This is a genomic window from Variovorax sp. KK3 (assembly GCF_001984055.1).
In the GTDB taxonomy this organism is placed as follows: Bacteria; Pseudomonadota; Gammaproteobacteria; order Burkholderiales; family Burkholderiaceae_C; genus Variovorax.
Genome location: NZ_LYVO01000009.1, coordinates 14,844 through 34,463 on the forward strand (window position 1 = coordinate 14,844; position 19,620 = coordinate 34,463).

Annotated in this window: 23 protein-coding genes; 17 read left to right on the forward strand and 6 right to left on the reverse strand. The window is 63.3% G+C overall.

The window, feature by feature from the left end; translation table 11 throughout:
• Positions 1-43: 43 nt before the first annotated feature.
• From B0W80_RS06470 to B0W80_RS06475, 3 genes are read right to left on the reverse strand one after another with little or no spacing between them, the layout of a single operon-like run.
• The gene (locus B0W80_RS06470; protein WP_076998299.1) at positions 44-400 is read right to left on the reverse strand and encodes a hypothetical protein; all 357 of its coding nucleotides are present in this window, start codon (positions 398-400) and stop codon (positions 44-46) included.
• A 7-nt stretch (positions 401-407) separates the two neighbouring features.
• Complete coding sequence (locus B0W80_RS34760; RefSeq protein ID WP_143684507.1) at positions 408-659, reverse strand: hypothetical protein; 252 nt, start codon at positions 657-659, stop codon at positions 408-410.
• Complete coding sequence (locus tag B0W80_RS06475) at positions 631-1,089, reverse strand: hypothetical protein (protein WP_143684508.1); 459 nt, start codon at positions 1,087-1,089, stop codon at positions 631-633. The genes B0W80_RS34760 and B0W80_RS06475 overlap by 29 nt, the downstream gene beginning before the upstream one ends.
• A gap of 357 nt (positions 1,090-1,446) precedes the next feature.
• Here B0W80_RS06475 and B0W80_RS06480 point away from each other — a divergent pair, with 357 nt between their 5' ends.
• Genes B0W80_RS06480 through B0W80_RS34765 form a run of 17 tightly spaced genes read left to right on the forward strand, consistent with a single transcriptional unit; the run spans position 1,447 to position 16,036 of the window.
• Positions 1,447-2,040, forward strand: a complete 594-nt coding sequence (locus B0W80_RS06480; protein WP_076998301.1) for an RNA polymerase sigma factor — start codon at positions 1,447-1,449, stop codon at positions 2,038-2,040.
• A gap of 53 nt (positions 2,041-2,093) precedes the next feature.
• A complete protein-coding gene (locus tag B0W80_RS06485) occupies positions 2,094-2,510 on the forward strand; it encodes an EscI/YscI/HrpB family type III secretion system inner rod protein (RefSeq protein ID WP_076998302.1) in 417 nt (138 codons plus the stop codon).
• A gap of 8 nt (positions 2,511-2,518) precedes the next feature.
• Entirely contained in the window at positions 2,519-3,361 is an 843-nt protein-coding gene (gene sctJ / locus B0W80_RS06490) for a type III secretion system inner membrane ring lipoprotein SctJ (protein ID WP_076998381.1), read from the forward strand.
• Complete coding sequence (locus tag B0W80_RS06495) at positions 3,358-4,014, forward strand: SctK family type III secretion system sorting platform protein (RefSeq protein WP_076998303.1); 657 nt, start codon at positions 3,358-3,360, stop codon at positions 4,012-4,014. The genes sctJ and B0W80_RS06495 overlap by 4 nt, the downstream gene beginning before the upstream one ends.
• Positions 3,981-4,604, forward strand: a complete 624-nt coding sequence (locus B0W80_RS06500) for an HrpE/YscL family type III secretion apparatus protein (protein ID WP_076998304.1) — start codon at positions 3,981-3,983, stop codon at positions 4,602-4,604. Before B0W80_RS06495 ends, B0W80_RS06500 begins: the two co-directional genes overlap by 34 nt.
• Positions 4,591-5,982 (forward strand): type III secretion system ATPase SctN, encoded by a 1,392-nt coding sequence (gene sctN / locus B0W80_RS06505; protein ID WP_083745222.1) that lies wholly within the window; start codon positions 4,591-4,593, stop codon positions 5,980-5,982. Before B0W80_RS06500 ends, sctN begins: the two co-directional genes overlap by 14 nt.
• A 13-nt stretch (positions 5,983-5,995) precedes the next feature.
• A complete protein-coding gene (locus tag B0W80_RS06510) occupies positions 5,996-6,484 on the forward strand; it encodes a YscO family type III secretion system apparatus protein (RefSeq protein ID WP_076998305.1) in 489 nt (162 codons plus the stop codon).
• Positions 6,481-7,035, forward strand: a complete 555-nt coding sequence (locus B0W80_RS06515) for a hypothetical protein (protein ID WP_076998306.1) — start codon at positions 6,481-6,483, stop codon at positions 7,033-7,035. The genes B0W80_RS06510 and B0W80_RS06515 overlap by 4 nt, the downstream gene beginning before the upstream one ends.
• A complete protein-coding gene (gene sctQ, locus B0W80_RS06520) occupies positions 7,032-8,054 on the forward strand; it encodes a type III secretion system cytoplasmic ring protein SctQ (RefSeq protein WP_083745223.1) in 1,023 nt (340 codons plus the stop codon). The genes B0W80_RS06515 and sctQ overlap by 4 nt, the downstream gene beginning before the upstream one ends.
• Positions 8,055-8,097: 43 nt before the next feature.
• The gene (gene sctR, locus B0W80_RS06525; protein WP_076998308.1) at positions 8,098-8,745 is read left to right on the forward strand and encodes a type III secretion system export apparatus subunit SctR; all 648 of its coding nucleotides are present in this window, start codon (positions 8,098-8,100) and stop codon (positions 8,743-8,745) included.
• An 8-nt stretch (positions 8,746-8,753) separates the two neighbouring features.
• The gene (gene sctS, locus B0W80_RS06530) at positions 8,754-9,023 is read left to right on the forward strand and encodes a type III secretion system export apparatus subunit SctS (protein ID WP_076998309.1); all 270 of its coding nucleotides are present in this window, start codon (positions 8,754-8,756) and stop codon (positions 9,021-9,023) included.
• Between the two features lie 7 nt (positions 9,024-9,030).
• The gene (gene sctT / locus B0W80_RS06535) at positions 9,031-9,834 is read left to right on the forward strand and encodes a type III secretion system export apparatus subunit SctT (protein ID WP_083745224.1); all 804 of its coding nucleotides are present in this window, start codon (positions 9,031-9,033) and stop codon (positions 9,832-9,834) included.
• Positions 9,831-10,892 carry a type III secretion system export apparatus subunit SctU gene (gene sctU, locus B0W80_RS06540; RefSeq protein ID WP_076998310.1) on the forward strand — a complete coding sequence of 354 codons (1,062 nt, stop codon included), beginning with the start codon at positions 9,831-9,833 and terminating at the stop codon, positions 10,890-10,892. The genes sctT and sctU overlap by 4 nt, the downstream gene beginning before the upstream one ends.
• Positions 10,889-11,290, forward strand: coding sequence for a CesT family type III secretion system chaperone (locus B0W80_RS06545; protein ID WP_076998311.1), 402 nt, complete (start codon positions 10,889-10,891; stop codon positions 11,288-11,290). Before sctU ends, B0W80_RS06545 begins: the two co-directional genes overlap by 4 nt.
• Positions 11,291-11,304: 14 nt before the next feature.
• The gene (gene sctC / locus B0W80_RS06550) at positions 11,305-12,978 is read left to right on the forward strand and encodes a type III secretion system outer membrane ring subunit SctC (protein WP_076998312.1); all 1,674 of its coding nucleotides are present in this window, start codon (positions 11,305-11,307) and stop codon (positions 12,976-12,978) included.
• On the forward strand, positions 12,975-14,915 hold the full coding sequence (locus B0W80_RS06555) for a GNAT family N-acetyltransferase (protein WP_076998313.1): 1,941 nt from the start codon (positions 12,975-12,977) through the stop codon (positions 14,913-14,915). The genes sctC and B0W80_RS06555 overlap by 4 nt, the downstream gene beginning before the upstream one ends.
• Positions 14,916-14,917: 2 nt before the next feature.
• A complete protein-coding gene (locus tag B0W80_RS34765) occupies positions 14,918-16,036 on the forward strand; it encodes a hypothetical protein (protein WP_143684509.1) in 1,119 nt (372 codons plus the stop codon).
• Positions 16,037-16,091: 55 nt separating this feature from the next.
• Here B0W80_RS34765 and B0W80_RS06570 read toward each other — a convergent pair whose 3' ends face one another.
• From B0W80_RS06570 to B0W80_RS06580, 3 genes are read right to left on the reverse strand one after another with little or no spacing between them, the layout of a single operon-like run.
• Positions 16,092-16,307, reverse strand: a complete 216-nt coding sequence (locus tag B0W80_RS06570) for a hypothetical protein (protein ID WP_076998316.1) — start codon at positions 16,305-16,307, stop codon at positions 16,092-16,094.
• The gene (locus tag B0W80_RS06575) at positions 16,304-17,509 is read right to left on the reverse strand and encodes a PepSY domain-containing protein (RefSeq protein ID WP_076998384.1); all 1,206 of its coding nucleotides are present in this window, start codon (positions 17,507-17,509) and stop codon (positions 16,304-16,306) included. The genes B0W80_RS06570 and B0W80_RS06575 overlap by 4 nt, the downstream gene beginning before the upstream one ends.
• 40 nt (positions 17,510-17,549) lie before the next feature.
• A complete protein-coding gene (locus tag B0W80_RS06580) occupies positions 17,550-19,592 on the reverse strand; it encodes a TonB-dependent siderophore receptor (RefSeq protein WP_256856506.1) in 2,043 nt (680 codons plus the stop codon).
• Positions 19,593-19,620: the final 28 nt, after the last annotated feature.

The following is a 19,620-nucleotide window of genomic DNA, read 5'->3' on the forward strand; positions in this document are numbered from 1 at the left end:
TTGTGGCGCGAAGCGCAAATGGACTGATGTACGGAAACCGTTGCTAAGCCTTGATGGCCTTGGTGTGCGCGCCGAATTGACGGGAAGCGGTGAGCAACCGCCATGCGTCCATCTCCGCACACCCCTGCATGGCCAGCGACGCCATTCCCAGCGCCCGATGGATCTCACCAACGTTCTGCCGCGAGACCTCTTCGGGAGCAATTTCCAGCGCTTTCAGGACCTCGTCGAGCAAAGCACTTGTTCCGTCTTGCCGGGCTTGGAATTGCAGTTCGTCGAGGACGTTCTTTTCGTCGTCGGTCGCCGCAAGTTCGCTTGGAGAGCCTGCCGAACCACGTGTGACCGCCTCACCGGGGCCCGGCTGCAGGCCGATTGAAAAATTCGGGCGAATGGAGATATTCATCTTGTTGCTACTGTGTCTGGCGCGCGCGTCCGCCTATCGGACGCACAGTCTGGCCTCTTGAGTAACGCGAGCCGATCAGAAGTTCGATGACGCAGTCTTCATCGACGAGGGCAAGGCTTTTGCCCGCGCCAATCACCGGCCGGAATTCTAGGTCGGCCGCATGAAAGCCGATATTTCCATCTTGCGCATTCCACGAAGCGATCGACAGGCACGCGCGCAGTGCTGACTCGTCAAACAATATCTCGAAAGCCGATTGCACCCGCGGCGTTGCGCGGATCGAGCGCTTGCTCCAACTTCTGAGCGAGCAATGTGCGACGCCATGTCATCGCCCGGCTTGCCAATGCACGCATGAGGATTGCCAGCGCTGCGCCATCCAGGCACCGCCAGAGCGTGATGCGTGCTCCGAACATGAGCCGGTCGTTCACCGCGTCGTGGACGAACATGCCCTCGATTTCGCCGAGCTGCAACAACTGCAGGCTCAGCAAGGCTTGGCACACCTCGGCGCCCCTGTCCTCGTGCGGCACGCCGGCGTCGACGAACAAATAGGCATCGAGACAACCGCTGCGCCAATTCTGCGCAAGTTCCACCAGCACGCCGTCGACGGCCACTGCGCGTCCGTCAGCAATGGCGTTCACATCGACCAAGCCAAGCAATACACCGGCCTCGCGGCATATTGCTTGAAAGTTCAAATGATCTGTGTGATCTGTGTGATCTGTGTGATCTGTGTGATCTGTGTGATCTGTGTGATCCGAGTGATCGGTGTCATCCATCTGAGCCACAACGCCAGTACCCCGTCGGCGCCTGAGTAACTCGCGGCGCGTAGGGAGTTCCCGGGACGGTCGCCGCGCGACGTTCTCAAGTCAGCGCACGGCGATCTGCGCAATAGGTTCACACACACCTCTAAACAATCTCGCGTTTTGTCGCGACCAGCAGAGCCAACGACATCCCCCTGAATAGCATCCAGCCCGTCGAGAACAAGGGAGCCACACAAGCCATGACCCGATCTTCGGCACTGCAAGGTTGAGTGAGACGTGTTGGGAACCTGCATGAACAAACAAGAAGTCGCGCTGGCGTCGGAACAGCCCGACGGCGACGAGTTGCCACGAGCAGAGCGCGACGTTCTTTTCGTCGCCCTCGTGCGCGAGCACAGGGCGCGGTTGCACCGCTTCATCTGGCGTCACATCGGCCACTACGAGGACGCCAACGATATCGTCCAGCAGGCGTTCGTCGCCGCGTCACAGGCCATCGAGCGATTTCGAGGCGAGGCAGAGCTGTCGACGTGGCTGTACGGCATTGCGATGAATCTCGTGCGCAACTACCTCAGCCGTTCACCGAACCGCAGGTACACATTCGAGAGCGATGACAAGCTCGAAGGCGTGCCGGGCGTCGAGCACGAAGAGCCTTCCGCTGCCCTGGCACGCCAGCAATTGTTGCGTGAACTTGCCAACTCCATGGCAGAGCTGCCGAAAAGCATGCAGGAGGTCCTGATGCTCGTTGCAGTGGACGAAATGCCCTACGAGGAAGCCGCGGCCGTTCTGTGTGTGCCGGTCGGCACCGTTCGCAGCCGGCTCTCACGTGCGCGCTCGGTCTTGCGCAGCAAGCTGGCCGAGGCCGGAGTCGACTCCCGCTTCCTCAGCTAGCCGAGGCTCACGCCGCCAACCCCATCGCGACGATATCTCTTCAAGGGAACCTCATGGACCCCGTCCTCGCCTCGACAGCGGCCGCATTGATCGAAGAGGCCGCAGCCGCTCCGGCGGCGCAGCCTGCACCGCTGTCATCCAACGCACTCGCTCAGAGGTTCATCGAACTCCTCAAGCCGGAATCGGCCGTTGCCGCCGCGCACATCCCGGCCGTCCATGTGGGCGATCCGCGAAAGACAGGTTTGGGCGGCGCGATCCTGGACAGCATCCAGGCCATGGGGGACAACTACCGCGTACGGCACGACACGGTCGTGAACTCGCTGAACCATTCGAAAGGACAGAGCCCTGGCGTCCTCGAATTGATGCGTCTTCAGGTGAACATCAACGAGATGTCGCTTCACCTCGACGTCGTGACCAAGGCAGTGTCCAAAGCGGTCCAGCACATCGACACGCTGACGAAGCTGCAATGAGTCGCTCCATGCTGTTCGCAATTCGGCCCATAACCTCAGTGATTCGACTCACGTCAGCGCTCGTGCTGTGCTTTCTGCTCTCCGCATGCGATCCTGACATCGAGCTTCTGTCCAACGTTCCCGAATCTGAAGTGAACGCAGTCGTCGCTGCGCTGGGCGATGCACAGATCGACGCCCGCAAGCAGGCGGGCAAGGACGGCATGGCCAGCGTCGTGATCGCAGCTTCCAAGGTGTCGCTTGCCATGGCCACGTTGCAGGCCAACGGCCTTCCTCGTGAAGCCCACTCACACATGGGCCAGGTCTTTCGCAAGGAAGGACTGATCTCCTCCCCTCTCGAAGAGCGGGCCCGATTCCTCTGGGCACTGTCCCAGGAACTGAGCGAGACGGTAAGCCAGATCGATGGCGTGTTGAAGGCTCGAGTTCATTTGGTTCTACCTGAGCGAGCGTCGGGTTCGACGCCCGCACTGCCATCCTCGGCGGCGGTCTTCATCAAACACAAGCCCGCGTACAACCTTCAGTCGGTCATACCGCAAGTCAAGCGCCTGGTCTCCAACAGCATTCCAGGCCTCACAGAAGACCGCGTCACAGTGGTGCTCGTCTCTGCGCAGCGCCGAGAGTCCACGGCCACCGACACACGCGTGGCGACGGCGCCGGTCGCTGCAGCGCCAGCCGCAGAATCCACCCGTATCGGCAATTGGAGAAGCATTGCCCTTGGTGGCGCCATGCTGGCCGCGTCACTCCTCGCAGCACTGGCCTTCGTATTCCGGCACAGGTTCAAGTTGGGCAAGCGGACCTCGGCGCCTGCAGCACCAACAGGTGCGACGGTGGGCGGCACGGGCGGCACGCCATGAGCGCGCGGGCCGAATCCGGACCGCTCGCCCTCGAGCAGCCATGGCTGTTCGAAAAACTGTACGCGTTCAACTACTGCCCTGCGCCGTACACCCATCCGACACGACGCCCTTCGCAAGCGGCTCCGCAGTGCGAAACGCTCTGGCGCCATCCGCGCGCGCAGGTCGCGTTGTCCGACATGATCCTTCGCGCGCTCGACCTTCACGACCGGCCTTGCATGGAACCAAGTCGCGCTGTACTGCCGCTGGCGTTGCTCGACGCCGCGCGCATGCCCGACTTCGCGCTTACCGTGGGCGCCGTTGCGCAATCAGCCCGCCTGCGGCGCAGCATCGCCCGCGACGAGGTATTGGCATGGCGGCAGCAGCTGACACCGCGCGCCTATGAATTTGCGATGCATGGCACTTCGCTGCTCGCCCTCCACGACCTCTTGCCGTCCGATCCCGAAGATGCTCCTTCGCTGCAGGTGGGGTACGACTGGATTGCGGCGAGCCTCGAGGACGAGCCAGCGGAGCTGCGCCTGCGCGCCCTGCTCAAGCTCCCGGCTGACGCCCGCCGTGGCCAGGCGCAGCCAGCCGCCGCGATCCCGTTGGTGAATCGCATCCTTTGTGCACTGGAACCGAGATGGTGTTCATCGTTCGTGACAGCTCGGCACTGACCCGTCCCGAGCCGTCACAGAAGGTCGTGAAGGCGCATCAGGTATGGACGTACCGCGAAGCCGAGGAGGTCATCGCGGAAGCATTGCGCTGCCGCGACCAAATCCTGTCGGACGCTCGCACCGCCTTCGAGGCGGAAAAGCGAAAGGGCTATGACGAAGGCTCGGAGCTTGCGCGGCTCGACCAGTCCGGTCGAATGGTCGAACTGGTGGCACGCACGTCAACCTACTTCGCAAGGGTCGAGCAGCGCATGGTCGACCTGGTCGTGAGCGGCGTGCAGAGCGTCATCAGCGACTTCGGCGATCGCCATTGCGTGGCCTCGCTCGTTGCCCGCTCGCTGGCAGAAGTGCGTTCGCAAAAGCAGGTCACCGTTCGCGTCCACCCGGACCATGCAGCGGCGATTCGCGAGCAGGTGGCGGACCTGATCCGGACGTATCCCGCCATCGAATGTGTCGACGTCGTCGCCGACGTGAGAATCCCGGTCGACGCCGTTGCCGTCGAAACCGACATCGGCATCGTCGAGGCCAGCGCGACCGGACAGATCGATGCCCTGAAGCAAGCCCTACGGACCGCGTTCGATGAATCCGCTTGACCTCCCCCTGGCCGAACGGGCAGAACGAGCGCTTCGGCGGCAAGGTGCCGATACAGCGCCGTTCGACTACATCACGCAAAGGCTGCGCGGTGCATTGGCGGGCGCGGGAGCCATACACCTTCGTGGACGTGTCACGCAGGTCACGGGCACCATCATCAAGGCGGTGGTGCCTTCGGTGGTGGTCGGCGAGATCTGTCTGCTGCGCAATCCGGGCTCCGTCGGCGAGATGAAGGCCGAGGTTGTCGGGCTCACGCGCGGCGCGGCGCTTCTCACACCCATTGGCGACACGCTAGGCATCTCGAGCATCACCGAAGTCGTACCGACCGGGCGAGTCCATATGGTCGGCGTCGGCCCGGCCTTGCTGGGCCGCGTGCTGGATGGACTGGGTCATCCGATGGATACCGGAACGCACGGCCCTCTTGAAACCGTCGCACTCGCGCCCGTTGTGGCTGACGCGCCGGACCCGATGAAGAGGCGGCTGATCACCAACGCGCTGCCGCTGGGCGTGCGCGCAATTGACGGCCTGCTCACCTGCGCCGAAGGGCAGCGCATGGGAATCTTCGCCGCCGCAGGCGGAGGCAAATCCACGTTGCTCGGCATGCTGGTCAAGGGGGCCTCCGTCGACATCACCGTCATCGCCCTGATCGGCGAGCGCGGGCGCGAAGTGCGTGAGTTCCTCGAGCACGAGTTGGGAGAGGAAGGGCGGCGCAAGTCGGTGATCGTATGCGCGACCTCCGACAAGTCCGCCATGGAGCGAGCAAAGGCCGCTTATGTTGCCACGGCCATCGCGGAGTACTTTCGCGACCAAGGCAAGAAGGTGCTTTTTCTCATGGACTCGGTCACGCGCTTCGCCCGCGCGCAGCGTGAAATCGGGCTTGCCGCCGGCGAGCCGCCCACACGTCGCGGCTTCCCTCCAAGCGTGTTCGCGACATTGCCCAAGCTGATGGAGCGTACCGGCATGAACGACAAGGGCTCGATCACCGCGCTCTACACCGTGCTGGTCGAGGGCGATGACATGACCGAGCCCGTCGCCGATGAGAGCAGGTCGATCCTCGATGGCCACATCGTGCTGTCACGAAAACTGGGCGCAGCCAATCACTATCCGGCGATCGACATCCTCGCGTCAGCGTCACGCGTCATGAACGCGATCGTCACGCCTCGGCACAAGGAAGACGCAGGCAGGCTACGCGAGCTGATGGCGAAGTACCAAGAGGTCGAACTTCTCGTGAAAATCGGCGAATACAAGCGCGGCTCGGAGCCTTTGTCGGACCGCGCCATCGAGCGCATCGGCGCCATCCGCGATTTTCTGAAGCAGAAGACAGACGAACGGGCGGACTTCGACGAAACGCTCGATTCGCTTTCCGGGCTGGTTGCTTGACGAGACGACAAAGATGACAGTGCTCGTCAAGCTCTTGCAGATCAAGGAAGTCCGTGAGGAAAAGGCGCAGATGCAGCTCGCCGACGCCACGCGCGCGCTCGATGCGGCTGATCGAGAGGTGATCGAAGCGAGCATCTCTCTCGAGGCGCGGCGAGAAGATTGCACGCGGCAGGAGCAAGCCATGTACGCCGAACTCTGCACGCGCGTCGTGCAGCTGTCCGATCTGCAAGACGTCGCCATGAAGGTCGACGGGTTCAAGCAATCCATTGCCGATCACGAGGGCCGACTCGCCGAAGCGCATGAGCATCGCCAGCAATCCGCCGACACACTGAGCCACGCGCGACAGCAATATCAGCTCGCGGTACAGGCACGATTGAAGTACGTCGACCTGTGCGAGACGTCGGAGGCCGAAGAAAAGGCGGCCCAAGCCCGAGCCGAAGACGCGGAACTCGAAGAGGTCCCGGTTCGCCCTTCTGCGTTGAGCGAGGAGCTCGCGGCATGAACAAGAAGAGCATGAACGTCGACTACGGTGCAATGAGCCTGCACGTCGGCGAGGACAGCGTCGGGTCAAACCAGGGTCCGGGCCCGAATGAACACTCGGATGAAGCGATCCGGGCGTTCCGCTCGGGGCTGGCGCCGCGACCCGATCTGATGTCGGGTGACGGCGAACGGCATTCGCGACCGGCATCGCCTTTCGATCTCTTGGCCTTCGGCGAGCACGGCGCTCGGCCTGGCATGCACGAGCTGGGAGAAGAGATTGCGAGGCTGTATGTCGCCGATGTTCGACGCGGAGACCGCGAGGTGCGGGCTGCGGTGTCGGCGCGACTTTTGCCGCAGACCGGGCTGCGCATCTTCGAGGACGGTGGTCGGCTGCAAGTGCAGTTGGCCATCGGCTGCGAAGATACCCGACGCTGGCTCGCAGAGCGGCTGGCGTCGCTGGGGCAGCATCTGGGCACACGGCTCCAGCGCTCGGTCTGCGTGTCTCTGCACGAAGTCGATTTCGACACTCAGCCCCTTCTACGCGCTCTCTGGCCAGAGGACGCCGCGCCATGAGTCGATCCTTGGTCATGCGGCGGATGGCTCGTGAAGAGCTTGCGTACCGCAACCTGCTGGCCCGCAGGCGGCGCATCCTCGTCTTCGAATGGCTGGAACGCCAATGGTCGTTCCGGTGGACCCCGGACGCCCCTTTGCGAGACGGCCTGATGAATCTGGACTTCGACTGGGGAGGGGCCCGCGTGGTGCTCGGTATCGATGCGGCATGCCTCGACCGAGCAGCGGCCCACACCCTGGGCATGCATCTGGCTCTCGAAACACCGCCCGATCTGGTGGCGGCCGTGGCAGAAGCAGCGCTCGGCGACGTGACGGCAGCCATCGAACTTTCAACGCAGCGCCGGCTGCGAGCCATTCGCAACGACGCAGATGCCGCTCGCAATGGGCTACACGGCATACCGTGGGAGCTCGGCGACGGCGAATCCCTCATCTGCGGCGAACTCTGGGTCGACGCACTTGCGCTTTCATTCCTGGCCGAGTCCTGGCGCTTGAACGCAATCGAGGACACGAATCCGCCCGCCGATGCCAAAGCGTGGGCCGAACTGCCCATCCCTTTCAGCTTCGCCATCGGATGGACCGACATCGACGCCCACGCGCTCGTGTCACTCCAGGCGCGCGACGTCGTGCTGCTCGACGAATGCTGGCTTGCAGAAGACCGACTCGTGCTGCTCCTCGGCAGAACCCTGTCGATGCCGTGCCGAGTGAACCGATCGACCCTGGAAATCACAGGAAGCCTTGAACGAATCATGTCCGACACCACCGTTTCCCCGACCGAAGGCGCGTTCGACGACGAGCTGCTCAACGAGCTTCCGGTACGCCTGAGTTTCGACCTGGGCCAACGTGAGCTCACGTTGGCCGAATTGCGCGAACTGGAACCCGGCCACACCTTCAACCTCGGGCGCGAGCTTCGACACGCCGTCATCGTGCATGCGAATGGCCGTGCAATCGGTGAAGGCGAACTGGTCGAGATCGATGGCCGTGTCGGCGTCTCCATCATCAAGATCAGCGGCACGCGCACATGAGCACCCTCGCGCTCTGTCGACCTCATTGCCCAGGAGACGGGGCATGACGAGCTTCGATCCGATCTCGCTCACGATCGCGCTGGCGTTGCTCAGCCTGGTCCCTCTGCTCTTCGTCACGATGACCGCCTTCCTGAAGATTGCCATCGTGCTGTCGATCGTGCGCAACGCGTTGGGCGTGCAACAGATTCCGCCCAACATGGCGATCTATGGCCTTGCATTGATGCTGACGCTCTTCGTGATGGCGCCCGTCGGCAGCCAGATGGCCGATGCGGTCACCCGGACGCCACCCACCAACGACGTCAGGGCCATCATTGCAGAGGTTCGCAAGGCCGCCGAACCGCTGCGGCGCTTTCTTGTCGCCAACAGCAAGCCGGAGCAACGCGATTTCTTTCACTCCACGGCCAATCGCATGTGGCCGGAGAAGTTTTCCGCAGGGACCACCGACGAAGACTTCCTCATCGTGACGCCCGCCTTTCTCGTGTCCGAACTGACATCGGCGTTCCAGGTTGGCTTTCTTCTCTTCCTGCCCTTCATCGTCATCGATCTCGTCATCTCCAACATCCTGATGGCCATGGGAATGATGATGGTCTCGCCGGTCACGATCTCGCTGCCGCTGAAGCTCTTTCTCTTCGTGATGATCGACGGCTGGTCACGCCTGCTTCACGGCCTTGTTCAGACCTACACCCTGTAAGGCACAGCATGGATATCGCGGACCTCACCTCCTATGTCATCCAAGCGCTGCTGCTGACGGTGTGGCTTTCCCTTCCGCCAATCGTCGTAGCCTCCGTCGTTGGCACGCTCTTCAGCCTGTTGCAGGCCCTCACGCAGATCCAGGAACAGACGCTTTCCTTCGCCATCAAGCTGATCGCGGTCGGTCTGACCATCTACCTGACCGCGCGTTGGGTGGGAGGGGAGATCTTCAACTACACCGCGGCACTGCTCGACGCCATCCCGGCGCTGCCGCGGTGAGCGATCCATGGACACGATCGTCGAAAGGCCGCTGGACATGTTGTTGGCTATCGCCTGCCTGCTCCCGCGCTTGCTTGCGATGTTCGCTTCCATACCCGTCCTGTCACGCCAGGCCTTGCCGGGCATGCTGCGGATCGCCGTCGTGTTCGGTTTGGGATTGATGATCATGCCGACGGTCGTCGATCACCAAGGCGTCCGTGCGTTCAGCGCGCCGCAGCTGATACTGCTCGCCGGCAAGGAAGCCGCGCTCGGCTTCATCCTCGGTTTCATGATGGCGATCCCGATCTGGGCGTTCGACGCGATGGGCTCCATCGTCGACAACCAGCGTGGTGCGAGCATCGCGCAAACGCTCAACCCGATGACGGGCCATGACTCCTCGCCCTTGGGTGAGCTCTTCAGCCAGGCCGCTGTGACATATCTCGTGATCAGCGGCGGCCTGCTGCTACTTCTCGACACGGCCTACCGCAGCTACGAATTCTGGCCGGTGTTCGAGTTCTGGCCCCGCCTCAATGCGGATGCACCACGGATCCTGCTGGGGCAACTCGATCGGCTTCTGAATCTCGCCGTCCTGCTGGGCGCACCCGTGATCGTCGCCATGCTGATTGCCGAGATCGGACTCGCGCTGATCAGCCGCTTTGCGCCGCAACTGCAAGTCTTCTTTCTCGCCATGCCGATCAAGAGCGGCATCGGCATGTTCGTCTTCGCCGTGTATGCAGTCACGCTGATCGAACAAGGAGGGAAAGAGATCAACGATTTCCCCGCCGTCGTCAAGTCATTCCGTGCCATGCTGCAACAGGAGCCGGCGCGATGAGCAGCGAAAAGACAGAGCGCCCGACCGATCACCGGTTGCGCGAAGCCCGCAAAGATGGGCAGGTGGCCAAGAGCAAGGATTTCACCCAGGTCCTCCTGCTCGGCTCCCTTCTTGGCTACACACTGTTTGCCGCTGACGACATCACCCGGGAGATCTCCGGACTTCTGCTCGCATCGGCTCGCCTGTACGACGCCGATTTCCGCGCCGCTGTCTCGATGCTGGCCGGCCAGGCCACGCGCAGCATGCTTGCTGTTCTCATGCCCTACGTCCTTCTCGTGATCGTCGTGGGCATCTTCGCCGAGACGATCCAGACCGGCATTCTCTTCTCATTCAAGGCGCTCGTTCCGAAAGGCGACAAGCTCAACCCGGTCACGAATCTTCAGCAGATGTTCTCGATGAAGAGCCTCGTCGAGTTCGTCAAGTCGTGCGTGAAGGTGGCGTTGCTGAGTGCCATCGTTTACTTCGTCATCCACGACGCTCTGGACGCCCTGGTCAAAGTGCCGGCCGCAGGGATCGAAGCGGTCGGGCACGCGCTCTACGACGTGATGACGACATTGGTCGTGAAGACCTTCATCGCCTACGGAGTGATCGCAGGGCTCGACTTCGCCTACCAACGCTACAGCTACATCAAGGGCTTGATGATGTCCATGGAGGAGATCAAGCAAGAGTTCAAGCAGATGGAGGGAGACCCCCACGTCAAGCAGCATCGACGCGAACTGGCGAAAGAACTCGCCATGGGAGATGGCGTACAGAAAACCGCGAAGGCGTCCGTGGTGGTCACCAATCCCACGCATCTTGCCATCGCGCTGTTCTATGAAGAAGAAGAAACGCCGCTTCCCATCGTACTGGCCAAGGGCAAAGGCGCCATGGCAGCACGCATGGTGCAGATCGCGAAGCAGGAAGACATCCCGGTGATGCAGAACATCCCGGTCGCACGCGCGCTGATGCGCACTGCACACGTCAATCAGTACATACCTGCCGAGTTGGTGGAGCCTGTGGCCGAAGTTCTGCGTGCCGTACGCGATCTTGCGCAGGAGCGACAAGGAGACCCGATGTGAACAGCGGACCCGCACACCAAGGCTTCATGGCCTTTGCCACGCAACGTGGACTGGAGTGGGATTCAGCCCGCGTCGACGGGGCGGCAGTCATCTTGTGCAACGAGCGCTATCGCGTCCACGTGCGTTCCGCACCGCAAGGGGCGGTCGTGCTGCATGCGCGAATCTCGGAGATGCCCATCGATCACAGGCAGGCCGACGCATTGCTTCTCAAGGTCATGCAGTTGGCTGGACAAGGTCTGCCTCACGTCGCCGAAGCGCTTGTACTGACCGAAGATGAAAGCGAGCTGTGCTTGCAGCGATGGGTCGCGCCGGACGCCGACCGACTTGCGTTCAGCAACGCGCTCGAGGCCTTTCTCCACGCCCTGGGCGACTGGCGTCGCGCCACCGGAGAGCTTTAGTACGAGACCCTGCGATGCTGTTCAGGAACAATTTCTTTTCCTCGTTGCTGCCGATCACGGCGGTGATACTGCACCTGCTGTGCGCAACTTCTGCCTCAGCCGCCCCATCACCCTGGCCCGCCTCGAGCTTCAGCTACGTCGCCGCGCAAGAGCGGCTGACCGGCGTCCTGAACGAGTTCGGCCGCATATTCGGAATTCGCGTTCAACTGACTCAGGGCATCACGGATCAGTCGATGCCCGTCAACGGCACCATCACGACCGCCACGCCCGACGAGTTCCTGAACCGACTGGCGGCCAGTCACGGACTGCAGTGGTTCCAGCACGGCGGCACCCTGTACGTGAGCAGAGCGACCGAGGCCGTCACCCGGGCCCTTCCCTCAGCGGGCGGTCCCAATCTGCGCAAGGCATTGATCGACCTCGGTGTGGTCGACGATCGATTCGGCTGGGCCGAATTGCCCGACCGGGCAGGGGTGGTGCTGGTCGGCCCTCCTGCCTATGTCGAGCTGGTGGCGTCCACGTTGGCTGCGCTGCCGCCATCTCCCGCGGAGTTGGAAGTACGCGTCTTCCGCTTGCGCCACGCTGCCGTGGACGACCGCATCATCCAATACCGCGACAAGCAGATCACGACTTTCGGGGTCGCGTCGATGCTTCGCAGCCTGTTGTCGAACAGCGGCGGCCGAACAGGCACCGTCATGCAATTCGCGCCACCGCCTCCACCGATTTCGCCCATGGCCGGGGCGGCGGGCATCGCCAAGGAAGATTCCTCCGAGACCGCCACCAAGGCAAGCAATGGTGCGTCGACACGCCCCGCGTCGCGCGACGACACCGCGCGCACGGGCGCTTCGTCCGACACCGCGGGCGGCAGCGTACTGGACAACAGCGGTCGCCCGGTCGTTCAGGCAGATTCGCGCCTCAATGCAGTGATCATTCGCGACCGTCCCAACCGGATGCAGATGTACGAAGGCCTGATCGCCTCACTCGACGTGCCTTCGTACCTCGTCGAGATCGAGGCCATGATCATCGACGTCAACAAGACCAAAGTCGCGCAACTCGGTGTCGACTGGCAAGCCAGGTTCGGAAACACGACCGCAGGCTTCGGACTGCCGGACGCGGCGGCGGACTCGACAACGGCTGTCATTTCGCTCGCGAGCGGCGGTAATTTGCTGAAGGCGCGCATCCACGCCTTGGAGAGCAGCGGCGATGCACGTGTCGTCTCCCGGCCATCGGTCGTGACGGTGGACAACCTCGGCGCGCTCATCGATCTGTCCCAGACGTTGTATTTGTCCGCCATCGGAGAGCGCGTCGCCAACGTCGTGCCGGTTTCCGTAGGCATCTCGCTGAAGGTGACGCCTCACGTCATCGAGCAAGGAGGAAAGCGCGCCGTGGAATTGACCGTCGACATCGAAGACGGCGGCGTCGGCGAGTTGCAAGTGCAAGGCCTGCCGACGGTGCGCCGCAGTTCCGTCAGCACGCAGGGTGTGATGGCCGAAAACGAAAGCCTGCTCGTCGGCGGTTTTCAATCGGAAAGCGAATCGCAGAAGCACGATCGCATTCCTGTGCTGGGAGACCTTCCGGTCGTAGGGTCGCTGTTCGGCAAGAAGGACACCAACAATGAGCGTCGCGAACGCATGTTCGTGCTGACCCCGCGTGTCATCGTGCCAGCCACATTTCAAGCGCGCCTGCCATGACTTCCACGAGTCACGAGGCCCCGGCGAGCATTCGCCTCAACGCGCCGCGCTGCGCTGCGTGGTCCGAGGCGATCCTCCGGTACTGGCAGAAACTGCGCGCCACTGGCCGTCTGGACCTTTCGCAAGCACTGGACATCGTGGGCGTGCTCCCACCCGGGGACGTCTCGTTCCGGCCGCTGCTCGACACACTCAATGCACGCGCCACGTCGGTCCTGGGATTCCCCGCGCGCATCCGCTATGCAAGCTTGGCGCCGGATGCGCCCCACAAGGCGCTGCTCGCATTGGAACCGACGGGCAACCCCACAGTCTTTCTGCTGCACGACGTGCTGCACCGCTTGCCGCAGCGCTTGCTCGCCGTGCACTACGGAAGGCTTCTAGAGGCCGATTTGCGCGCGGCATTGCAACCACAAGCCACTCACAACGAAACGATGTGGCAACCTGCAACCGTAGATGCGCAAGAGCCTGAAATCGCCGAGCTCAGCCGCGAATACTTGCAGGAGTTCAACAGCGCGCCGCTCTGTCTGCCGACGATGGCGCTGGCGCTCATAGACACCATTCATGCCCATGCCGGACATGGATATCTGGTGCTTGTCGGCGCACCAGGGACTTGCTCGCGCCACGCGGTCCGGATGCTCGATACAGGCGCCGTCATCGGCCGGTACGCGCAAGACCGGACGCTGCCCGTCAACTTCGAACTCATGCTCAGACGCTGGGAGCGACACGGCGCCGCCGTGTGGCAGCGCGAGATCATGCACGGGTGGTCACTGCAGGCAGTGGTGGCAGGCGCCGACGATGCGAAGGCAATGGTTGAACGATGCGTCGTGCCACTGGATGGGGGCGACCACGGTGACATTCCCGAGCTGGTCGCAGCCATGCGCGCCGTCGTGCGTCAAGACGGTCCTGCAGCCGTCCTGGCACTGCTGCGACGCGCCCACTTCGATCTGGAAGTCTTTGCTGCGGCATGCCCGCAGCTCCATCGCCGCTGGCAAGGCGGCCGCAACATCGACAGGCCCGCTTGGTCGCAAGCACTTCATGCCGTCTGGGCGCAATGCGCCGAAGACGCCAGGACGCTGCAGGTACAGCGCGACCTGGCTTACTGCGCCATGGGAATTGCCGAATGGTCGCTGGCGAAGAAGGTGTGGAGAAACAGGCTCGCGATCGGTGGCGGAGATGCTCGCGACCTGTGCCAACTGGCTTGGTGCCACGTCCACACCGGTGACCATGCCAAGGCGATGTCCGACATCGAATGCGCCGAGTTGCTCGGTCCTGGCGACCCCGGCGTCGTGCAGATCCGCCGCAGCATTCAGCACCGCTTGGCTGCAATGGACGACCCCTGGCGCAAACCCATCGTCCCACCTTGCGGACCATTGACGCTGGAGCCACTCGACATGCTGCACAAGGATGCAATGAAGCATCAGTATCGTGACCCGCAGATCGCCGCCATGGCTGCGATGCCGGTCTGGCCGGCAGGTGACGACACTGCAGACTGGTTCACCGAGCATTTTCTAGGCGCGGACCGCCGCGACTATGCGGTGATGCATCGCAACCATGGCTTTGTCGGTCATGTCGCGCTCGACGTCACGGCCTCCGCTGCGATGTTCATGTTCTGGATCGGCGTGGACTTTCAGGGACGCGGCTTGTCCGTCGAGGCCGGACGTCTGCTGTGCGCACATGCTCGAGCGCTCGGCGTTCAGTGGATTTTCACCACCGCCTATGACGACAACTGCCGCTCCTTGCGCGCCTTGGCCCGGATCGGCTTTCGCCGTCTTCCGCTGCGCTCGACCAAGCCGGAAAGTCCCCGTACGTGCCTGCTCATCACGCCGCCGTCGGGCTCGGAGAGAGAGGCCCTCGCTGCCCTGGAGGGCTACTACACAGAGCGCGACTTGCCTATGGACTTCGAAGTCGTCGGCGCCGATGAAGTCACCACGCTGGACTGACCATGTTGATACCTCGCGTGAACGCCGCAGATTCATTTGGCCCCGACTCGCATCATGATCAAGAGCGAAGACTTCAGGAAGAGAGGCTCGCCCGCGAACGTGTTCAGAAAAAGCGCCAGCAGTCCGAGCAGGTCAGGGATCGGCAAATGTTCGACTCGATGCTGAAGCGCCAGCATGCGAATGAAGCCGTCGGCCGTCCTGTACACAGCGTGGAAGTGGCACTGCGTCAACTGGACGAGCTGCAATCGGAAGAGACGTCGCCCAGTGCGGCAGCAGCATCGGAGACAGACGATCGACCCTCGCCCGCGGTGGATGTCGCGAATGCCCATACCGAGCGCGCACTGCAACAGGACGCGGCCCTTCGCCGTTCACTTCCTGCCAGCGAATTCCAACTCGGCTGGCGCGATGCTGGAGACGAACAGAATGGATCGGCACCTGCGCTAATACTTCCGACGGCGGAAGAAGACGCCCTGCTTTCTCGCCATGGACATGATGCGTCGTTGCCACCTGCGACGCCGGTCGAAGCCGAATCGGACGGGCGTCGAGCAGCCACTTCTGAAATCGATGCAAGTCTTCCGCGCAAGGTAAGTGAATCGCTGCAGCGACTCTGCGAGATTGCCGAACTGTTGTCGGCGCAAAGGTCGACAGCAGAAGGGCCTGGCAATCTCGGTGCCTTGCGGGCCTCCGCTGAAGGAACCTTGTCTTTTCTGGAGGGCTACTGCAGCAGCGACGCGATGCTTGCTGCTGACGACGGCCAGACTCATTCCGAGTTGGACTCCATGCTGTCCAGCCTGAGAAGCAAATTCGATCAGCTAGGTCCGACGATCGCGCGCCATTCGCCGGAACTGGACCTCGCTCCGTTGTCCACCCCATTACCGCCTCAAGCGTCGACGGCAGTCCTGGCGCACGCGCACGACTTTTCGCTTCACCACGCCGCAGCCGCGGGCGACCGAACATCGCGCATCGATGATCGCGCGGGAGCTTCGGCCTCGCCGCGGACCTCAGCCAAAGCGTCCGCCGACAGCGAATCCGACAAGGCCCATACGCACGCCGCACAGGCTGCGATGGATGAACGACGCGACGCGGAAACCCTGGCCATGCGCGTCACTCGCGGCACCTGAAGAAGCCATCGAGGAGCGAAGCCCTGGGCGAGCATCGCTGCCCACGACCGAGTTGCTAGTGTGATTCGCTGGAAGCGTTGCGTGGCCGCCGCCAGCCGTACCAGAAGCACACGACGCATGGAATGCCCAGCGTCACCCACGCCAGCATGTCGCCGAAGCCACCGTCGCTGAAGAGCGCAGAGACCAAGCCGACGGCTGTGAGCACGCCCATTGCCAAGGGCCAGCCCCAGAGGCGCCAGAACGAATGCCGATGCTGATGCTTGGTCGTCATGAGCTCGCCTTGGCCGTGGTGACGGCAGGCCGCCCGATGGTGCCGTCCGAGCCCCGCGGGTCCGTCCCTTCCGCTTTGTCCGCATCGCTGGCCTTGGCGGACGGGACCGGATTGCCTCGCTTGAGCCACAGATACAGTCCGCTGCCCAGAACGATGATGGTGGCGATGTCGAGCAAGGCCCAGATGATCTGCATCGGCATGCCGCCGTAGTCGCCGAAGTGCAGCGGTTGCGACACCAGCAATGCGGTGAGGTACCAGGGCAGCTTCGGGCTGGCGGTGGCTTCGTTGGTCTTGGCATCGACCAGCACCGGTTGCAGGAGCTTCGAGGTCAGGGGTTCGCTGCCGCGCAGGAAGATCGTGTTGTGGTGCGGGCTCGAGAAGGCCGTGCCCGGGAAGGCGATGAAGGACAGCTTCATGCCGGGCGCCTGCGCAATCGCGACGTCGAGCGAGCGTTGCACCGACCCGCGCTCGGCCTTCGGCGTTTCGGGCTGACCCTTGTAGGGTGCCAGCAGACTGCTGAGCTGGTCGTGCTGCCAGTATTTGATGATCAGGTCGGCCCAGGTGTTGATCATGCCGGTGGCACCGACCGTGAAGGCCCACACCAGCGTCACGATGCCCAGCAGGTTGTGCAGGTCCAGCCACTTCAGCCGAGGACGGCGCTCTCGCCGCACCGTGCCGAACTCGAGCTTGCGCATAAAGGGCGAGTACAGCACCACCCCGCTGACGATGGCCACCAGCAGCAGCAAGCCCATGAAGCCCAGGAACAACTTGCCCGGCAGGCCCGCGAACAGGTCGACATGCAGCTTGAACATGACGTACATGAAGCCTTCGTCGAACTTCGGCGTCGCCAGCACCTGGCCCGTACGCGCATCCACCGCCACCGACTTGAAGTCGTCCGTCGGCGCCGGCGTGGGCGTCAGCGTGACGAACCAGATGGCGTCGTCGTCCTCGGCCTTCGAGACGAACTGCACCACGCGCTCGGGATGCAGCGCATGTGCGACTTCGATCACCTTGTCCAGGCTGGCGCGCGGCGTGTCGGCCGGCATCTTCGGCGCTTCGACCTCGGTGCCCAGCAGGTGCCCGATCTCGTGGTGGAAGATGAGCGGCAGGCCCGTGATGCATAGCAGCAGCATGAACACGGTGCAGATCAGGCTGCTCCATTTGTGCACCCAGGCCCAGGTCTTGATTCGTCGGCTATTCATCGTGGTCATAGTCTAAAAGGCCCTTCGATGGTGTCCGGGGCTAGAAGCGGTAGGTGGCGCTCGCCACGATGTTGCGTCGCGTGCCCCACCAGCAATCGCCGCGGGCCAGACAGGTGCTGAAGTACTCCTTGTCGGTCGCGTTGTTGATGTTGAGTGCATAGCGCCAGCTCGCCGTTTCGTAGGCGAGGACCAGGTCCAGCAGCGTCACGCTCGGGATGCGCGGGCCGTAGCCGCCAAAGGAAACGTCGCGGAAGGAGCCCATGTAGCGGACGCCGGCGCCGGCCGAGAACCCCGGCGTGCCGGCGATCGAAAAGCGGTACTTCGCCCACACGGCCGCCTGGTGGCGCGGCAGGCCCTCGAGCTGCGCATCGAGATCGGTGTAGTTGTAGTGCGCCGTGATGTCGAGGTTCGGCGTGACGGAGCCCTTGGCCTCGAGTTCGAGGCCGCGGGTCTTGGTCTGGCCGAGCTGCTGGTAGATGCCGGGCAGCGGCTGCGAAATCTGGTTCTTCTCGCGCAGGTCGTAGGCGGCAGCGCTGAAAGCCATGGCGCGGCTTGCCGGCTCGTACTTGACGCCGACCTCCCACTGCTCGCCCTGCAGCGGCTTGAACACGTTGCCTCGTTGCGGCGATTGGGGCGTGAACGATTCGGCGTAGCTGATGTAAGGCGACCAGCCCGACGGGAAGGCATACAGCACGCCGAATCGCTTGCTGGTGGCGCTGTCGCGCGCGTTGTCGCTGCCTTCGGCGCCGGAGACCACGCGGTCGTGGCGCAGCCCGGCGATGAAGTTCCAGTTGCCCAGCTTCATCTGGTCCTGCACGTACAACCCGGTGGCCCGCTGCGTGGTGCGCGGCAGCGCCGTGCGCTCCGGCTCCTGGCGGAACCCGTACAACGGCGCGTAGGCGTCGATGTCGCTGTAGGAAGCGCCACCCCATACGTTCTCGCGCTGCCGCGAATAGTCGGCGCCGACCAGCACCGTGTGCTTGAGCACGCCGGTGTCGAAGTGGCTTTCGAGGTGGTTGTCAAGCGTGTCGATGCGGTTGCGCGTGAGAGAGCTGTCGAGGACGCGTCCCAGGCGGCGCTTGAAGATCGGGTCGAGGCTCCAGCCGCCGGTGATCCCGAAGAAATCACCGTAGTGGTAGCTGTTGTCGTTCTCGTTGCGAGCGTGTCGGAAGTTCTGGCGGAAGGTGAGGCTGTCGTCGAACCTGTGCTCGAACAGCCAGCCGAAGGTCTTGCGCTCGCTGTCGTAGTAGTCGCCCGGCTCGCCGATGAAGCGGCTCGTGGGAAGGCGTCCATTGGGGTTGGGCAGGATCGTGCCCTCCCAGGGGAAGAACTGCGACGTCGAGCCGCTCTTGTCCCTCTGGTAGAGGCCTTGCAGCGTCAGCGAGGTCGCGGCATTGGGGCGCCAGGTCAGCGAAGGCGCAATCAGGCGGCGGTCGTCCGGCACGAAATCGACCTGGGTGTCGGCCTGGCGCTCAACGGCGATCAGGCGATACGACCACGCCCCGTCGGCCGTCAACGGGCCTGTCAGGTCGGCCTGGAGTTGGCGGCGGTTCCAACTGCCCAGCTGCACGCCCACTTCGCGCTGCGTTTCCTGCAGCGGCCGCTTGCTGACCATGTTGACGATGCCGGCCGCCGTGCCGGAGCCGAACAGCATGCCGGAGGGGCCGCGCAAGACTTCGAGGCGCTCCAGCGTGTAGGGCTCGGTGCGCGTGGTGCTGGTGTAGTAGCCATAGGCTTGGCGCAGGCCGTCCAGGTACACGTCGGGATAGGCGCCGCGCACGCGCACGGAGTCGGTCCGCGCATCGAGGCCGTAGGCGTCCGAGCGAACGCCGGCGGCGTAGTTGAGCGCGTCCTGCAGGTTGGTGGCGCCCTGGTCGACGATCTGGTCGCGGGTGATCACGGTCACGGCCTGCGGTGTCTCTGCCAATGGCGTGTCGGTCTTCGTGGCGGTGGCGGCGTTCTTCGCGCGGTAGCCGATCACGGGCGTGGTGGCGGACTCACGCTCGGCATTCGCATCGACCCGGACTTCGGGCAACGAACCGCCCGTCTGGCCGAACACATGAGTTGACGCCGAAATGGCCACGCAACCCGCAAAAAAAGAGACGGCCTTG

Coding starts and splice junctions, on each gene's coding strand:
- sctQ (WP_083745223.1), top strand. CDS start 7,032: ATGAGTCGATCCTTGGTCATGCGGCGGATGGCTCGTGAAGAGCTTGCG.
- B0W80_RS34765 (WP_143684509.1), top strand. CDS start 14,918: ATGTTGATACCTCGCGTGAACGCCGCAGATTCATTTGGCCCCGACTCG.
- sctS (WP_076998309.1), top strand. CDS start 8,754: ATGGATATCGCGGACCTCACCTCCTATGTCATCCAAGCGCTGCTGCTG.
- sctT (WP_083745224.1), top strand. CDS start 9,031: ATGGACACGATCGTCGAAAGGCCGCTGGACATGTTGTTGGCTATCGCC.
- B0W80_RS06570 (WP_076998316.1), bottom strand. CDS start 16,307: ATGACGACCAAGCATCAGCATCGGCATTCGTTCTGGCGCCTCTGGGGC.
- B0W80_RS06485 (WP_076998302.1), top strand. CDS start 2,094: ATGGACCCCGTCCTCGCCTCGACAGCGGCCGCATTGATCGAAGAGGCC.
- sctR (WP_076998308.1), top strand. CDS start 8,098: ATGACGAGCTTCGATCCGATCTCGCTCACGATCGCGCTGGCGTTGCTC.
- B0W80_RS06510 (WP_076998305.1), top strand. CDS start 5,996: ATGACAGTGCTCGTCAAGCTCTTGCAGATCAAGGAAGTCCGTGAGGAA.
- sctJ (WP_076998381.1), top strand. CDS start 2,519: ATGCTGTTCGCAATTCGGCCCATAACCTCAGTGATTCGACTCACGTCA.
- sctN (WP_083745222.1), top strand. CDS start 4,591: ATGAATCCGCTTGACCTCCCCCTGGCCGAACGGGCAGAACGAGCGCTT.
- B0W80_RS06575 (WP_076998384.1), bottom strand. CDS start 17,509: ATGAATAGCCGACGAATCAAGACCTGGGCCTGGGTGCACAAATGGAGC.
- sctU (WP_076998310.1), top strand. CDS start 9,831: ATGAGCAGCGAAAAGACAGAGCGCCCGACCGATCACCGGTTGCGCGAA.
- B0W80_RS06555 (WP_076998313.1), top strand. CDS start 12,975: ATGACTTCCACGAGTCACGAGGCCCCGGCGAGCATTCGCCTCAACGCG.
- B0W80_RS06500 (WP_076998304.1), top strand. CDS start 3,981: ATGGTGTTCATCGTTCGTGACAGCTCGGCACTGACCCGTCCCGAGCCG.
- B0W80_RS06515 (WP_076998306.1), top strand. CDS start 6,481: ATGAACAAGAAGAGCATGAACGTCGACTACGGTGCAATGAGCCTGCAC.
- sctC (WP_076998312.1), top strand. CDS start 11,305: ATGCTGTTCAGGAACAATTTCTTTTCCTCGTTGCTGCCGATCACGGCG.
- B0W80_RS06470 (WP_076998299.1), bottom strand. CDS start 400: ATGAATATCTCCATTCGCCCGAATTTTTCAATCGGCCTGCAGCCGGGC.
- B0W80_RS06480 (WP_076998301.1), top strand. CDS start 1,447: ATGAACAAACAAGAAGTCGCGCTGGCGTCGGAACAGCCCGACGGCGAC.
- B0W80_RS06495 (WP_076998303.1), top strand. CDS start 3,358: ATGAGCGCGCGGGCCGAATCCGGACCGCTCGCCCTCGAGCAGCCATGG.